The sequence below is a fragment of the Streptomyces sp. NPDC088746 genome, from assembly GCF_044751065.1.
Taxonomy (GTDB): domain Bacteria; phylum Actinomycetota; class Actinomycetes; order Streptomycetales; family Streptomycetaceae; genus Streptomyces.
Window position 1 is genome coordinate 365,422 of sequence record NZ_JBIVLA010000001.1, and the last position, 16,097, is coordinate 381,518.

Annotated in this window: 12 protein-coding genes; 4 read left to right on the forward strand and 8 right to left on the reverse strand. The window is 71.7% G+C overall.

Annotated elements, in window-relative coordinates; all coding sequences use genetic code 11:
* Window positions 1-130: 130 nt before the first annotated feature.
* Genes murD through rsmH form a run of 7 tightly spaced genes read right to left on the reverse strand, consistent with a single transcriptional unit; the run spans window position 131 to window position 9,291 of the window.
* Complete coding sequence (gene murD / locus ACIP63_RS01685) at window positions 131-1,564, reverse strand: UDP-N-acetylmuramoyl-L-alanine--D-glutamate ligase (protein WP_401510427.1); 1,434 nt, start codon at window positions 1,562-1,564, stop codon at window positions 131-133.
* A complete protein-coding gene (mraY, locus tag ACIP63_RS01690; RefSeq protein WP_104789809.1) occupies window positions 1,546-2,616 on the reverse strand; it encodes a phospho-N-acetylmuramoyl-pentapeptide-transferase in 1,071 nt (356 codons plus the stop codon). Before mraY ends, murD begins: the two co-directional genes overlap by 19 nt.
* Entirely contained in the window at window positions 2,613-4,031 is a 1,419-nt protein-coding gene (murF, locus tag ACIP63_RS01695) for a UDP-N-acetylmuramoyl-tripeptide--D-alanyl-D-alanine ligase (RefSeq protein ID WP_401510429.1), read from the reverse strand. The genes mraY and murF overlap by 4 nt, the downstream gene beginning before the upstream one ends.
* 4 nt (window positions 4,032-4,035) lie before the next feature.
* Window positions 4,036-5,763 (reverse strand): UDP-N-acetylmuramoyl-L-alanyl-D-glutamate--2,6-diaminopimelate ligase, encoded by a 1,728-nt coding sequence (locus ACIP63_RS01700; RefSeq protein WP_401510431.1) that lies wholly within the window; start codon window positions 5,761-5,763, stop codon window positions 4,036-4,038.
* 16 nt (window positions 5,764-5,779) lie between these two features.
* The gene (locus ACIP63_RS01705) at window positions 5,780-7,759 is read right to left on the reverse strand and encodes a peptidoglycan D,D-transpeptidase FtsI family protein (RefSeq protein WP_401510433.1); all 1,980 of its coding nucleotides are present in this window, start codon (window positions 7,757-7,759) and stop codon (window positions 5,780-5,782) included.
* A 4-nt stretch (window positions 7,760-7,763) separates the two neighbouring features.
* Window positions 7,764-8,276: a septum formation initiator family protein gene (locus ACIP63_RS01710; RefSeq protein ID WP_401510435.1), complete on the reverse strand. Its 513-nt coding sequence runs from the start codon at window positions 8,274-8,276 to the stop codon at window positions 7,764-7,766.
* A 49-nt stretch (window positions 8,277-8,325) separates the two neighbouring features.
* A complete protein-coding gene (gene rsmH / locus ACIP63_RS01715) occupies window positions 8,326-9,291 on the reverse strand; it encodes a 16S rRNA (cytosine(1402)-N(4))-methyltransferase RsmH (protein ID WP_401510437.1) in 966 nt (321 codons plus the stop codon).
* A 408-nt stretch (window positions 9,292-9,699) separates the two neighbouring features.
* On the opposite strand from rsmH, the gene ACIP63_RS01720 reads away from it, so the two are divergent.
* The 4 genes from ACIP63_RS01720 (at window position 9,700) to ACIP63_RS01735 (ending at window position 15,286) form a co-directional block, all read left to right on the forward strand.
* Entirely contained in the window at window positions 9,700-10,263 is a 564-nt protein-coding gene (locus ACIP63_RS01720; protein ID WP_401510439.1) for a beta-class carbonic anhydrase, read from the forward strand.
* A 189-nt stretch (window positions 10,264-10,452) separates the two neighbouring features.
* Window positions 10,453-11,496, forward strand: a complete 1,044-nt coding sequence (locus ACIP63_RS01725; RefSeq protein WP_401510440.1) for an AAA family ATPase — start codon at window positions 10,453-10,455, stop codon at window positions 11,494-11,496.
* Window positions 11,496-12,869, forward strand: a complete 1,374-nt coding sequence (locus ACIP63_RS01730) for a DUF58 domain-containing protein (RefSeq protein WP_401510442.1) — start codon at window positions 11,496-11,498, stop codon at window positions 12,867-12,869. Before ACIP63_RS01725 ends, ACIP63_RS01730 begins: the two co-directional genes overlap by 1 nt.
* Window positions 12,866-15,286 carry a transglutaminaseTgpA domain-containing protein gene (locus tag ACIP63_RS01735; protein ID WP_401510444.1) on the forward strand — a complete coding sequence of 807 codons (2,421 nt, stop codon included), beginning with the start codon at window positions 12,866-12,868 and terminating at the stop codon, window positions 15,284-15,286. The genes ACIP63_RS01730 and ACIP63_RS01735 overlap by 4 nt, the downstream gene beginning before the upstream one ends.
* A 204-nt stretch (window positions 15,287-15,490) precedes the next feature.
* Here ACIP63_RS01735 and ACIP63_RS01740 read toward each other — a convergent pair whose 3' ends face one another.
* Window positions 15,491-15,895, reverse strand: a complete 405-nt coding sequence (locus tag ACIP63_RS01740; protein WP_033303312.1) for a DUF3040 domain-containing protein — start codon at window positions 15,893-15,895, stop codon at window positions 15,491-15,493.
* Between the last annotated feature and the right edge of the window lie 202 nt (window positions 15,896-16,097).

Genomic DNA, 16,097 nt, shown 5'->3' on the forward strand with positions numbered 1-16,097 from the left:
TGTCGCTGTCCCCTCCACTGCTCGTGCCCGGGGCTGTCGCCCGGGGCCCCGGCCCCCGGCGGTGCTGCTCGTGCCGGGTCCCGGGGCCCTCCCGGTCCTCCGGGACAGTACGACGCGGAGACCGGGCCCGTCAGGCGCTCTCGTCGGCGAGTTGGCGGACCGCGTCCGCGAACGCCTCGCCCCGCTTGTTGTAGTTGACGAACATGTCCATCGAGGCACAGGCCGGGGCCAGCAGGACGGTGTCACCGTGCCGGGCCAGCCGTGCCGCTTCACGGACCGCTGCGGACATCGCCCCAGTGTCGGTCCGGTCGAGGTCGACCACGGGTACCTCGGGGGCGTGTCGCGCCAGGGCTTCACGGATCAGCGCCCGGTCGGCGCCCATCAGCACGACACCCCTCAGCCGCTTCGCGGCCCCGCTGACCAGTTCGTCGAAGGTGGCGCCCTTGGCGAGGCCTCCGGCGATCCAGACGATCGGCTCGTAGGCCGCGAGGGAGGCCTCGGCGGCATGGGTGTTGGTGGCCTTGGAGTCGTCGATGTACGAGACCCCGGAGACGTCGGCGACGTGTTCGATGCGGTGGGCGTCGGGGCGGAAGGCCCGCAGCCCGTCGCGCACGGCCGCCGGCGGTACGCCGAAGGCGCGGGCGAGGGCCGCCGCCGCCAGGGCGTTGGCGATGTTGTGCGGGGCCGGCGGATTGACGTCGCCGACCTCGGCCAGTTCCTGCGCCTGCTTCTGCCGGTTGGCCACGAAGGCCCGGTCGACGAGGATGCCGTCGACCACCCCGAGCTGTGAGGGGCCGGGCGTACCGAGGGTGAACCCGATGGCCCGGCAGCCCTCCTCGACGTCGGCCTCGCGCACGAGGTCCTCCGTCGCCCCGTCCTGCGCGTTGTAGACGCAGGCGACGCTGTTGCCCTCGTAGATCCGGCCCTTGTCGGCGGCGTAGTCGGCCATGGAGCCGTGCCAGTCGAGGTGGTCGGGGGCGAGGTTGAGCACGGCCCCGGAGTGGGCGCGCAGCGAGGGCGCCCAGTGGAGCTGGTAGCTGGAGAGCTCGACGGCGAGTACGTCGTACGTCTCGTCGCCGAGCACGGCGTCCAGCAGGGAGACCCCGATGTTGCCGACCGCGGCCGTGCGCAGGCCCGCGGCCTCGAGGATCGAGGCGAGCATCCGCACGGTCGTGGTCTTGCCGTTGGTGCCGGTGACCGCGAGCCAGGGTGCGGCGTCGGGGCCCCGCAGCCGCCAGGCGAGTTCGACGTCGCCCCAGACGGGGACGCCGGCCTCGGCGGCCGCCCGGAAGAGCGGCTTGCCGGGCTTCCAGCCGGGGGCCGTGACCACGAGCTCGGTGGACTCGGGCAGGGTGTCGCCGTCGCCGAGGCGCACGGTGATGCCGAGCGCCTCCAGCTCGGCGGCCTGGGCGCGGGAGCGCTCGTCGTCGCCGTCGTTGACGACGGTGACGAGAGCCCCCCGCTCGTGCAGGGCGCGGGCCGCGGGGATGCCGCTGACGCCGAGACCGGCCACCGTGACGTGCTTGCCCTGCCAGTCCACGTCGTTCACTTCTTGGCTGCCCATCCCGCGTAGAAGAGGCCGAGTCCGACGATCACGCACATGCCCTGGATGATCCAGAAGCGGACCACGACAAGGACTTCGGACCACCCCTTGAGTTCGAAGTGGTGCTGGAGCGGCGCCATGCGGAAGACCCGCTTGCCGGTCATCTTGAACGAGCCGACCTGGATGACCACCGACATGGTGATCATCACGAAGAGGCCGCCGAGGATGGCCATCAGGAACTCGGTGCGGGAGCAGATCGCGAGACCGGCGAGCGCTCCGCCGAGGGCGAGCGAACCGGTGTCACCCATGAAGATCTTGGCGGGCGAGGTGTTCCACCACAGGAAGCCGAAGCAGGCGCCCATCAGGGCCGAGGCGACGACCGCGAGGTCGAGTGGGTCTCTCACCTCGAAACAGGCTTCCGGGTTGGTCAGGGTCGTCGCGTTGGCGCAGGACTCCTGGAACTGCCACAGCCCGATGAAGGTGTACGCGCCGAAGACCATCACCGACGCGCCGGTGGCGAGACCGTCCAGACCGTCCGTCAGGTTCACGCCGTTGGACATGGCGAGAATCATGAACAGGGCCCAGACGACGAACAGCACCGGTCCGATGGACCAGCCGAAGTCCTCGACGAAGGAGAGCCGGGTCGATGCCGGGGTGTTGCCGCGGAGGTCGGCGAACTGGAGCGAGAGCACCGCGAAGGCGATGCCGACGATCAGCTGGCCGGCCATCTTCGCCTTGGCGCGCAGGCCCAGCGAGCGCTGCTTGACGATCTTGATGTAGTCGTCGAGGAAGCCGACGAGGCCCATCCCGGCCATCAGGAACAGGACGAGGACACCGGAGAAGCGCATCTCCTCGCCGGTGATCACCTTCGCCAGGACGTACGCGATGATCGTGGCCAGGATGAAGGCGATACCACCCATGGTGGGCGTGCCCTTTTTGCTGCCGTGGGTACGCGGGCCGTCGTCCCGGATGAACTGCCCGTAGCCCTTGCGGGCCAGAAGTTTGATCAGCAGCGGGGTGCCGACCAGGGTCAGGAAGAGCCCTATGGCTCCCGCGAAGAGGATCTGCCTCATCGGACGGCGACCTCGCCCTCGGTCGTCTCCAGCAGTGCCAGGGCGACCTTCTCCAGGCCGACCGACCGGGACGCCTTCACCAGCACGACGTCTCCCGGGCGCAGTTCACTGCGCAACAGGTCGACGGCCGCCTGTGCGTCGGACACGTGCACCGACTCCTCACCCCACGAACCCTCGTTATATGCGCCCAGTTGCAGCCAGGAGGCTTCTTGCCCCCCGACAGCGACGAGCTTGCTGACGTTGAGCCGGACGGCGAGCCGTCCGACCGCGTCGTGCTCGGCGAGCGACGCGTCACCGAGCTCGGCCATCTGACCGAGCACCGCCCACGTGCGCCCCCCGGCTGCCTGTCGGGCCTTGCCCATGGCGGCCAGCGCACGGAGTGCGGCCTTCATGGATTCGGGGTTCGCGTTGTAGGCGTCATTGACGACCGTCACACCGTCCGGACGCTCGGTGACCTCCATGCGCCAGCGGGAGAGGGTGCCCGCCCCGGAGAGCGCATCGGCGATCTCGGTCACGGACATGCCCAACTCATGGGCGACGGCGGCCGCGGCGAGCGCGTTCGACACGTGGTGCTCACCGTACAGGCGCAAGGTCACGTCGCTGCACCCGGTCGGGGTGTGGAGCGCGAAAGCGGGGCGCCCGTCGTCCGTGAGCCGCACGTCTTCTCCCCGTACGTCCGCATCCGGGGCCTCTCCGAAGAGGAGCACCCGCGCTTTTGTGCGGGACGCCATGGCCCGCACGAGCGGGTCGTCGGCGTTGAGGATCGCGGCTCCGTCCTCCGGGAGGACCTCGACGAGCTCACCCTTGGCCTGGGCGATCGCCTCGCGGCTGCCGAACTCCCCGATGTGGGCGCTGCCCACGTTGAGGACCAGGCCGATCCTCGGCGGGGTCAGGCCGGCGAGGTAGTGGATGTGGCCGATACCGCGTGCGCCCATCTCCAGCACGAGATGGCGGGTTTCCGCCGTCGCGCGCAGCGCGGTCAGCGGCAGACCGATCTCGTTGTTGAGGGAGCCCGGCGTCCAGACCGTGGGCGCCTTGCGCTCCAGCAGCTGGGCGATCAGGTCCTTCGTGGACGTCTTGCCGGCCGAGCCGGTCAGCGCGACGACGGTGGTGCCGAGGCGTTCCACGACGGCGCGGGCGAGGGCGCCGAGGGCGGCCACGACGTCGTCGACGACGATCGCCGGGGCTCCGACGGGGCGGGCGGCGAGCACGGCCACCGCGCCCGCCTCGACGGCGCGCTGCGCGTAGTCGTGGCCGTCGACGCGCTCGCCCGCGAACGCTGCGAACAGGGAGCCCTGCCGCACCTCCCGGGAGTCGATGACGACGGGGCCGGTGACGACGACGGATCCGTCCGGTACGTCGTGCGGCTGCCCGCCGACGATTCCGGCGATCTCGGCGAGGGAAAGGGCGATCACTTGGTCATCCCTGACTGTTGTTCTCGTGGGTGTGTACGCGGTCCTCGGCGTGCGCGGTGTCCGTGCGCCCCAGGGAGCGTTCGATGGCCTCGCGCAGGACCTTCCGGTCGTCGAAGGGGCGCACCACTCCGTGGATGTCCTGGCCCTGCTCGTGTCCCTTTCCGGCCACCAGCACGGTGTCACCGGGCTCGGCCCGGGCGACCGCGGCGGCGATGGCCGCGGCCCGGTCGGCCTCGACGAGCACGTCGCCGCGCTCGTGGACGGGCACCTCGGCCGCGCCGGAGAGCATCGCGGCGAGGATCGCGAGCGGGTCCTCGGAGCGGGGGTTGTCGGAGGTCAGTACGGCGGTGTCGGCGAGCCGTGCCGCGGCGGCGCCCATCGCGCCGCGCTTCGTCGTGTCGCGGTCGCCGCCGCAGCCGAGCACGATGTGCACCCGGCCCTCGGTGACCTTCCGCAGGGAGCGCAGGACGGATTCGACGGCGTCGGTCTTGTGCGCGTAGTCGACGACCGCGAGGTACGGCTGTCCGGCGTCGACGCGTTCCAGCCGGCCGGGTACGCCGGGGACGGCGGCGATGCCGTCGGCCGCGGTCTGCGGGTCGACGCCCGCGACGGCCAGGGTGACGATCGCGGCGAGGGTGTTGGCGACGTTGAACGGGCCGGGCAGCGGGGCCTTGGCGGTGATGCGCTCGCCCTTGGGGCCGATCACGGTGAAGCTGCTGTCCCGGGGGCCGACTTCGACGTCCTCGGCCCGCCACTCGGCGTCCGGGTGGCCCTCCGCCGAGAAGGTGACGACCGGGACGGACGCCTCCTTGACCAGCCGGCGGCCGTACTCGTCGTCGAAGTTGACGACGCCGAGCTTGCTGCGCTCCGGGGTGAACAGCTGCGCCTTGGCCTGGAAGTAGTCCTCCATCCCGGAGTGGAACTCCATGTGCTCCGGGCTGAGGTTGTTGAACACGGCGACGTCGAAGACGCAGCCGTCGACCCGGCCGAGCACCAGGGCGTGGCTGGAGACCTCCATGGCGACCGCCTCGACCCCGCGTTCGCGCATGACGGCGAACAGCGCCTGGAGGTCGGTGGCCTCGGGGGTGGTGCGCTCCGACTTGATGCGCTCGTCGCCGATCCGCATCTCGACGGTGCCGATCAGTCCGGTGCTGCGTCCGGCGCCGCGCAGCCCGCCCTCGACGAGGTACGCCGTGGTGGTCTTGCCGGACGTTCCGGTGATGCCGATCTGGAGGAGGCCGATCCCCGGCCGGCCGTAGATCTCGGCCGCGATGTCGCCCATCCGGCCGCGCGGGTCCTCGGTGACGAGGACCGGGAGGCCGGTGCCGGCGGCGCGCTCGGCGCCCGCCGGGTCGGTGAGGATCGCGGCCGCGCCGAGGCCCGCGGCCTGGGCGGCGAAGTCGGCACCGTGGAAACGGGCGCCGGGCAGGGCCGCGTACACGTCTCCGGGGCGCACGGCCCGGGAGTCGTGGGTGATTCCGGTGACCTCACCGGAATCCTGCGGTCCGGCACCGAGCCTGGCGGCCAGCTCTCCGAGGGACGTGGGCCGGAGCCTGTCCGGTCGGGGCGCTCCCGGGTAGGTCACAGGCGCGTCCTTCTGAGTGGTTTGACACTGATCAGCGTGGGGCACGGCGGTGAGCGTACCGGGCGGACCCGGCCTCTCGCGAAGTGAGGGGCCGGGGTTGCGGTACTTCTCGTTCCGGTTCCCGGGATCAGGGGTGATGGTCGTCACTGAGGGTTCCCCCGAGTTACTCGCCGGGCTTGAAGGACACCGGCAGCCGGGCGGGATCGCTGCCGGAGGGAGGGGTCTGGAGGGTCTTCAGGGCGAACTCCATGACCTTCTTGTAGATCGGGCCACAGATCTGGCCCCCGAAGTAGCTGCCCTTGGTGGGGTTCTGGATGGCGCAGTAGACCGCGATCTGCGGATCGTCGGCGGGGGCGAACCCCGCGAAGGACGCGGTGTAGCCCTTGTAGACGCCGCGTACGGGGTCGACACGGTTGGCCGTGCCGGTCTTGCCCGCGACCCGGTAGCCCTCGATGTGGGCCTTGGTCCCGGTGCCTTCCTCGTCGTCCACCACGGACTCCAGCATCTTCGCCAGGGTCTTGGCCGTCTTCTCGCTGACCACCCGGGTGCGTTCCGGGGCTTCGGACGCCGTGTAGCGGTCGTCCGCGTCCTTGGTCCCGCGGACCAGGGTGGGCTCGATCCGGACCCCGCCGTTGGCGATGGTCTGGTAGACCGAGGCGGCCTGCATGGCGTTGAGCGAGAGTCCCTGGCCGAACGGGATCGTGTACTGCTGCGAGGTCGACCAGTCCTTGGGGTGGGCGATGATGCCGGGCGACTCCCCCGGGTAGTCGAGCCCCGTGGTGCTGCCGATGCCGAACTTGCGCAGGTACGAGTACAGGACCTTGTTGGCCTCGGCCTGGGTCTTCCCGAGCTGCCCGGTGGCCAGGATGGTGCCGATGTTGCTCGACTTGGCGAGTACGCCGTTGAGCGTGAGGTACCAGGTGGGGTGGTCGATGTCGTCCCGGAAGAGCCGGTCGCCCCGGTGCAGCCTGTTGGGCACGGTGACGTGCGTACCGGGCGTGGCTGCCCCCTCCTCCAGCACGGCGGCCATGGACATGACCTTGCTGGTGGAGCCGGGTTCGTACACGTCCTGGAGGGCGGCGTTGCCCAGGGCGGCCGTGTTGCTCTGGGCGAGGTCGTTGGGGTCGTAGCCGGGGGCGTTGGCCATGGCCAGCACCTCACCGGTCTTCGTGTTCTGGACGACCACGTAGCCGCGGTCCGCCTCGGACTCCTCGACCTGGTCGGCGATGGCGCGCTGGGCCGCCCACTGGATGTCGCGGTCGATCGTCAGCTCGACGTCGGTGCCGGCGACGGCCGGGATCTCCGTGGAGCCGGCGGTCGGCACGGGCCGGCCGCCCGCCTGGGCGTAGCGGATCTTGCCGTCCTCGCCCTGGAGCTGCTTGTTCAGCTGTGCTTCCAGGCCGCCGCCGCCCTTGCCCTCGGCGTTGACGAATCCCAGTATCCCGGCGGCGAGGTCGCCGTTGGGGTACACGCGCTTGGTGGTGGGCTCCTGGAGGACCCCGGCCAGGACGTTGGCTCCGGGGCCGCCGTTCGCCTTGTCCTCGGCCGCCTTCTCCGCGAAGACGGACTTGAGGTCCTTGATCTGCTTCCAGACCTGCGGGGTCTGGCGCCGTGCCAGCACCGTGTAGCGGCTCTTGGGGGTGGAGAGCTTCTTCGCCAGGTCCGCCTCGTCCTTGCCGAGGATCGGGGCGAGCAGCGCCGCCGCCTGCTGCGGCGCGTCCGGGGCCTTGCTGTCCTCGGGGGTGAAGAGCTTCGGGTCGGCCGTGATGTCGTGCGCGTCGACGCTGGTGGCCAGGGCGATGCCGCTGCGGTCGGTGATCTCACCGCGTTCGGCGGCGATCGTGTACTCCAGATAGCGGTTCTTCTCGGCCTTGGCGGAGTACGTGTCGGCGTCGACGGCCTGGACCTGGAGGAGCCGGACGACGAAGGCCAGCATGACGAGCGTCAGGCAGAGGCTGATCAGGCGCAGCCGGGGGCGCGGGCTGCCCAGCCGGATGGAGCGCGGGGAGCCGCCGCGTCGCTTCCTGGCCGCCGGGCTCCGTGGACGCCGGGCGTCGGGACGGGGGCGCCCCGGTCCGCCGGCCGCGTTACGGGAGCGCGCGGGGCCGGGGACACGGCGGCGCGGCGGTTCCTTGGACGGCACTGCGTCACCTGCCGGGGCTCGTCGGGGGCGGGGTCGGGGTGTTCGAGGCCGGTGCGGTGGGGGCCGTCGACGGCGTCGCGGAGCCGGAGGACGCGGCCGGTCCGGCCGCGCTCGCCTCCGGCTCGGGGACCTTCGTGGGGGAAGGCTGTGCGGTGGCCCGCTCGGGCTCTCCGCGAACGGTGCCGTCCGGGTTCAGGAAGGCGGGGCTGCCGCCGGGCACCATGCCGAGCTCCCTGGCGCGGCGCTCCAGCGCGTCGGGTTCGGAGTAGCTGTCGACGTCCCTCTGGAGGGCCTGCTGCTCGTCGGTGAGCTCGGTGGTCTCCCGCTTCAGCTTGCTCAGCCTGAACGATCCTTCATTGAGCGCCGAGTTCAGCAGCAGGAGCGAGATCAGGCCACCCGCGAGCAGCAGCACGACCAGCAGGACGAAGGGGGTGCGGGCGGCGGTGCTCGGCCCCGACGGCATCAGCCGGGCGAGCCGGCCGGCCCGCCCCTTCATCTGCTCGGCCGTCCTGGTCACCGCGGTGCCACCGCCCTCATGCGTGCCCGGCCGGCCCGGCGGGGTCCGCTCATCGCTCCTCCTCGCGGATCCGCTGGGCGCCGCGCAGCCTGGCGGGGGCGGCACGCCGGTTCTCGGCGACCTCTTCCTCGGTGGGCAGTTCGGCGCCGCGGGTCAGCAGCTTCAGCCTGGGCTGGTAACGCTCGGGGACCACGGGCAGTCCGGGCGGCGCCGTGTTGGCGGCGCCGGCGGCGAAGACCTGCTTGACGAGGCGGTCCTCCAGCGAGTGGTACGAGAGGACGGCGATCCGGCCGCCGACCGCGAGGCTCCGCACCGCCGCCGGGATCGCCCGCTCCAGGACGGTGAGTTCACCGTTCACCTCGATGCGCAGGGCCTGGAAGGTGCGCTTGGCCGGATTGCCGCCGGTGCGCTTGGCGGCCTGCGGCAGGGAGTCACGGATCAGCTCGACGAGGCGGGCGCTGTTGCTGAAGGGTTCCTTCTCGCGTTCGCGGACGACGGCGGAGACGATGCGCTTGGCCTGCTTCTCCTCGCCGTACGCCCGCAGGATCCGTACGAGTTCGCCCGGCGGGTAGGTGTTGAGCACCTCGGCCGCGCCGATGCCGGTCGTCTGGTCCATGCGCATGTCGAGCGGCGCGTCCTGGGCGTACGCGAAGCCGCGGTCCGCCTCGTCCAGCTGCATGGAGGAGACACCGAGGTCGAACAGCACGCCCTGGACCTTGGGGATCCCCAGCCGGTCGAGGACCTCGGGGAGTTCGTCGTAGACCGCGTGCACCAGCGTGGCGCGGTCGCCGTACGGGGCGAGGCGCTCGCCGGAGAGCCGCAGCGCTTCCTTGTCCCGGTCGAGGGCGACCAGCCGGACCTCGGGGAAGGCGGCGAGCAGCGCCTCGCTGTGCCCGCCGAGCCCGAGGGTGCAGTCGACGACGACCGGGGGCCGCGGTCCCGTCGCCTCCAGAGCCGGGGCCAGCAGGTCCAGGCATCGCTGGAGCATCACCGGGACGTGTCGGGTCTGGCTCAAAGCGCCCTCTCAGGCTATGTCCCGTGTGGCCGCACATACGGCCTGGTCCCCGCCCGCCCGGAAGGGGAGGTCGGCCGGCGCCGGGGAAGGAGGCGTCGGCCGGCCGACGGGCGGGAGAGGGCCGGACCGCATGTACGCCGCACATCACGGGAACTCGAAACATGTAAAAACATGCAGAATGTGCAGGCGTGTCGGTAACTTCGCGTCACTTTAGTCCACCCTGCCATTCGATCCATTCCCGATCAACGAACCGCGCAGCGCGTCGCACCGCCGCGACGGACCGGGAACCTCACCCGGCCGGGTGCCTGACAGTGAGGCTTGTGGGTTACCTCACAACAAGCCACGTTGACGTTCTTTGTCCCCTTCCACAGCACGCCAGGTGCGGTCTTGAACGCTAACGTCATAGCTATGTCGACTTCTGCGCAGACTTCCGCCCAGACCGATTCCCCTTCGTCCTCCGCCGCCCGTTCCGGGGGGACGGTGACCGACCGCCTGGTCGAACTGAACACGCGTTACGCGGAGAAGTTCAGCGACCCGGGCATGGACGCGCGACCCGTGCTGCAGGTCGCCGTGGTCGCCTGCATGGACGCCCGCCTCGACCTCCACGCCGCGCTGGGCCTGGAGCTCGGCGACTGCCACACCATCCGTAACGCGGGCGGCGTCGTCACCGACGACGTCATCCGGTCGCTGACGATCAGCCAGCGGGCCCTCGGCACCCGCAGCGTCGTGCTCATCCACCACACGAACTGCGGCATGGAATCGATCACCGAGGAGTTCCGGAAGGATCTGGAGTTCGAGGTCGGACAGCGCCCGGCCTGGGCGGTGGAGGCCTACACGGACGCCGACCAGGACGTACGGCAGTCGATGCAGCGCGTGCGCACCTCCCCGTTCCTCCTGCACACGGACGACGTCCGCGGCTTCGTCTTCGACGTGACCACCGGCTCGCTGCGCGAGATCCTGCCCGCCTCCTGAACCCCTCGACATACGGACCACATCCGGCATTTCGCCCCCACTTATCCACAGGCGAGTGACACGAAGCGGTAACGGCAACAAGAATGCGGGTGTGACATCTCTCCGGGTCCTCCGGAGAGTGTCCGTATTTCGGGGCGGGCCGGGCAGCTTTGTGCGTCGGCCCGTGCACAAGGGGCCGAGGAGGGCCGGGTGACGACCTATGACGATCGAGCGAGCCTCACAGATCTGACCACCACAGCGGAGCGGGTACGCAGGTCGGTCGAGGGTGTGATCGAGGGCAAGCCTGAGGTCGTACGGCTCTCTCTGACCGTGCTGCTGGCCGAGGGTCATCTCCTGATCGAGGATGTGCCCGGGGTCGGCAAGACGATGCTGGCCAAGGCGCTGGCACGGTCCATCGACTGTTCGGTGCGGCGGATCCAGTTCACGCCGGACCTGCTGCCCTCGGACATCACCGGCGTCTCGATCTTCGATCAGCAGCGACGGGACTTCGAGTTCAAGCCGGGCGCGATCTTCGCCCAGATCGTGATCGGCGACGAGATCAACCGCGCGTCGCCCAAGACCCAGTCGGCGCTGCTGGAGTCGATGGAGGAACGCCAGGTCACCATCGACGGGCACACCTACGAGCTGCCCGACCCCTTCATGGTCGTGGCCACCCAGAACCCGGTGGAGATGGAGGGGACCTACCCTCTGCCCGAGGCGCAGCGCGACCGCTTCATGGCCCGGGTGTCGATCGGCTACCCGAGCGCCGAGGCCGAGCTCCAGATGCTCGACGTGCACGGCGGGGCCTCCCCGCTGGACGATTTGCAGCCGGTGGCCCACGCCCACGACATCGTGAAGCTGATCGACGCGGTGCGCACGGTGCACGTGGCCGAATCCGTCCGGCGCTACGCCGTGCAGCTGGTGGCGGCCACCCGCCAGCACCCGGATCTCAGACTCGGGGCCTCGCCGCGCGCGACCCTGCATCTGCTGCGCGCCGCCAAGGCGTCGGCCGCGCTGAGCGGGCGGGACTACGCCCTGCCGGACGACGTCCAGGCCCTCGCGGTCGCGGTGCTCGCCCACCGGCTGCTACCGACAGCCCAGGCGCAGCTCAACCGCCGTACGGCCGAGCAGGTCGTGCTGGACATCCTGCAGCGCACCCCGGTGCCGACCTCGGGCGGCACGGCTGCCCCCGCGCAGCCCCAGCACCAGCCGGGCACCCCGGTGTACGGCCGGCCCGGCGCACGGCGGCTGTGATGACGTCCGGGGCGCCCGGCCCCGTGGACGACAGCGACGACAAGGGCGGCCTGCGGGCGGCCCTCGGCGGACTCACGACCCGGGGGCGGTCCTTCCTGGCCGCCGGCCTGGCGGCGGCGGTCTGCGCCTACGTGCTGGGCCAGGGCGACCTGCTCCGGGTGGGTCTGCTGCTGGCGGTGCTGCCACTGGTCTGCGTCACCGTCCTCTACCGCACCCGCTACAGGGTGGCCGGCAGCCGCCGGCTGTCGCCGTCCCGGGTGCCGGCGGGATCGGAGGCGCGGGTCCATCTGCGCATGGACAACGTGTCCCGCCTGCACACGGGCCTGCTCATGCTCCAGGACCGCGTTCCGTACGTCCTCGGCCCCCGGCCCCGCTTCGTGCTGGACCGGGTGGAGCCGGGCGGCGTACGGGAGGTGTCCTACCGGGTGCGCTCCGACCTGCGCGGGCGCTATCCGCTGGGACCGCTGCAGCTGCAGCTGAGCGATCCGTTCGGGATGTGCGAGCTGACGCGCTCCTTCAGCGCCTACGACACCCTCGTGGTGATCCCCCGTACCGAGCCGCTTCCGCCGCTCCGGCCGGCCGGGGCGACCTCCGGGTACGGCGACGGCAGGCAGCGTTCGCTGGCGCTGGCCGGCGAGGACGACATCATTCCGCGCGGTTACCGCCACGGTGACGACCTGCGCCGGGTGCACTGGCGCTCCACCGCGCGCTACGGCGAGCTGATGGTGCGGCGGGAGGAACAGCCGCAGCGCGCGAGGTGCACGGTGCTGCTGGACACCCGGCGGATCGCCTATCAGGGTGCCGGCCCCGGATCGGCCTTCGAATGGGCGGTGTCCGGGGCGGCTTCCACGCTGGTGCACATGCTGGAGCGGGGTTACGCGGTGCGGCTGCTCACGGACGAGGGGAGCTCCGTGCCGGGTGAGAGCGCGGACGGCTTCGCCGGGTCGACCCAGGAGTCCGCGGACTCGGCGGGTCTGATGATGGACACCCTCGCGGTCGTCGACCACTCCGACGGGGGCGGTCTCTCCCGGGCGTACGACGTGCTGCGCGGGGGCGGTGAAGGGCTGCTGGTGGCGTTCTTCGGCGATCTCGACGAGGAGCAGACGGCGGTGGCTGCCAGGATGCGGCAGCGCAGCCGGGGAGCCGTCGCGTTCGTGCTGGACGGCGACGACTGGGCGCGCGGCGCGGAAGCCGTGCCACCGGCACCGGTCTCCGACCGCTTGCGGCTGCTGCGCGAGGCGGGATGGACGGCGATGGCGGTGCCACCCGGGGCGGAGCTCGCCCGGCTGTGGCAGCAGGCGGGCCAGGAGGGCGCGGGCGACCGGTCGCCCACGGCCGGAACGACGTCGGGGCTCTCCGGGAGTTGGTCATGAGCGGGCGTACCCGGCTGGCGCTGTGCGCCTTCGCGGCCACGATGCTGGCGGCGGGCTCCCTGCTGCCCCTGGTGGAGACGTCGAAGTGGGTCCTGACGGCCGCGTTCCTGCTGGCCCTCCAGAGCGGTGTGGGCGTGCTCGCCCGCCGGATGCGCGTGGCGCGGATCCTCACGGTCTCCCTCCAGACGCTCGTGACCCTGCTGGCCCTGACCGTGACGTTCGCCAGGGAGCACGCCCTGTTCGGTGTGGTGCCCGGGCCCCAGGCGGTCCAGCGGCTCGCCGAGCTGCTGACCCTGGGCGCGGACGACGTCAACAGGTACGCCATCCCGGCACCGGCGACGGACGGCATCCGGCTGATGCTGATCGGCGGCGTGCTGCTGATCGGGCTCACCGTGGACGTCCTCGCGGTGACCCTCCGCGCCGCGGCGCCGGCCGGTCTGCCGCTGCTCGCCCTCTACTCGGTCGCGGCCGGGCTCTCCGACGGCGGGGCCGGCTGGCTCTGGTTCCTGCTCGCGGCGTGCGGCTATCTGCTGCTCCTGCTGGCCGAGGGCCGGGACCGGCTCTCCCAGTGGGGGCGGGTGTTCGGCGGTGTGTCCCGTACGTCGGGCGGCCTGGCGGCCGGCCTGGACGGGTCCGGACGCGCCGGGGCGTCGGTCCGTACGGGACGGCGGATCGGCGTGGTGGCGCTGGGCATCGCGCTGGCCGTGCCCGCGGCCCTGCCCGCGCTCGACGGCGGGCTCCTGGGCGGCACGGGAGGCGGGTCGGGCAGGGGGAGCGGTGGGGGCACGATCTCCGCGGTGAACCCGCTGGTCTCGTTGCAGAACAATCTCAACCAGCCGGAGAACCGGGAGGTGATGTCGTACCGCACCAACGCGGGGAACCCGCAGGACTTCTATCTGCGCATCCTGGCTCTGGACCAGTTCAACGGCAGCGAGTGGCGTCCGTCGACCCGTCGGCTGAGGGACGTCCCGGCCAGGCTGCCGCAGCCGGCCGGCCTGGACGGGGGTGTCGCCGTCACCGAGATCCGGACGAACATCTCGGCGTCGCGCTCGTACCAGCAGACGTATCTGCCGCTCCCCTACCCGGCGAGCGAGGTGGACATCCAGGGCCGCTGGCGGTTCGAGCCCGAGGGACGCACCCTCGTCGGCGACGACGGCCAGACGACGCGCGGTGCCCGGTACGAGGTCAGCAGCCTGGTGGTGGAGCCCACGGCCGCGCAGCTCGCCGCGGCCATGGAACCGCGTTCGGACCTGGCCCGTGAGTACACGCGGGTTCCCGCGTCGCTGCCCGATGTGGTCGAGGAGACCGCCCAGCGGGTGACCGCGGGCGCCTCCGACGACTACGAGCGGGCGGTGAAGCTGCAGGACTGGTTCGCCTCGGCAGGCGGTTTCCGCTACGACACGACGGTGACGTCGGGTACCGGCACCGCCGCGATCGAGCGCTTCCTGAGGGACAAGGAGGGCTTCTGCGTCCACTTCTCCTTCACGATGGCCGCCATGGCCAGGACCCTCGGCATCCCGGCCCGGGTCGCGGTGGGCTTCACGCCCGGCACGGTCCAGGCGGACGGTTCGGTGTCGGTCGGGCTGCGGGACGCGCACGCCTGGCCCGAGCTGTATTTCGAGGGCGTGGGCTGGACCCGCTTCGAGCCGACACCGTCCCGCGGCACCACCCCGGCGTACACCCTGCCGGACGCTCCCTCGCAGGACGCCAGCGATCCGGCGCTGCCGACGGAAGGTGCCTCCGCGGCGCCCACGGCCGCCCCCTCCGCCACGGAGTCCTGCCCCGCGCAGATGCGTCGGCAGGGTGAGTGCGGTGCGTCCACGGCCCCCGGTGCGATGGACTCCGCCGATCCCGGGACCCCGGCCGGCACGGTGGCGCTGTGGGTGATCGGTGCCCTGGTGGTGCTCGCCCTCCCGCTGGTGCCGATGCTCTGGCGGATACGGGCTCGTGGCCGGAGGCTCGGCTCGTCAGGAGGGCGTACGGCCGCCGACGCGGCGGCCAGGGTGATGGCCGCGTGGTGGGAGATCACCGATACGGCCTGGGACCACGGCATCCCGCCGGACGAGTCGCAGACCCCTCGCAAGGCGGCGGCGCGCGTCGTACGGCTGGGGCGGCTCGACGGGCAGGCGGCCGCCGCCGTCCACCGGGCGGCGGGTGCGGTGGAGCAGGTGCTGTACGCACCCGAACCGGGCGCCACGTCCGCGTCGGCCGATGACGTGCGGGCCGTCCGGGCGGGGCTGTGGGCCTCGGCCGGCCGGTGGGCGAAGGTGCGTGCGACGCTCGCGCCCCGTTCGGCCGTCCGGGTGATCTGGGCGCTCTCGGAACGCCGGACGGAGTTCGGCCGCCGATGGTCGGAGCGCGTGGGACGCGACCGGTGGGCGGCGCGGCTGCGCCGCCCGTCACGGCAGCAGGGCTGATCTCCCGGAGCGGGGCCGGCGGCCGGCCGGCCCCGCTTTCAGGACCGGGACCGTCGCGGGTCACGGGCAGAGCTGGAAACGCGTGAGGGGCGGTCGCTGCACAGCGACCGCCCCTCACGTGTGAGGTCCAGCGTCAAGTTCTCGGTGTGCGCGGACCGCGTCCGGTGCCGGTGGCTGCCCGCCGCCGGCCGGGAAGCGGAAAGCTCACTGGCCCTGTTCGTCGCGGCGGCGCTGCCACCGCTGTTCGATCCGGTTCATCATCGACCGGCGCTGCCTGGGATGTCGGCGTTCGCCTCCGCCCCCGCTCGCACTCCCCGCCGGCTGCTGCTCACCGGGCTTCGGCGCCTTGCGCCATCCGGTGACCGCCAGCACGGCACAGCCCAGCATGACGAGGAACCCCGCCACGCTGACCCAGGTCTGCTGGAAAACCATTCCGGCCATGAGGAGCGCGATACCCACCAGAAAACCGGCTACCGCCTGGTAGACCCGTCGCCGGGTGTACCTGCGCAGCCCGCTTCCCTCAAGCGCTGTAGCGAACTTGGGATCTTCGGCGTACAGCGCTCGCTCCATCTGCTCGAGCATTCGCTGCTCGTGCTCCGAGAGCGGCACGGAGTCCTCCTCGTCGTCGGCCGCGGGGGCGACCGGTATGCGGCCCTTCCAGGATAGGCAGGGATTCGCCCCCGTGAAACCCGCCCTCTAGCCATAGCCAGTCCGGACCGCCATTTCGGCTCGGCTGCTGAGGCGTAGATTCCCCGACCTCCGATCCGTCATGCCGGATGGTGTCACCCGATCATACGGGGCTCGCGGCCCG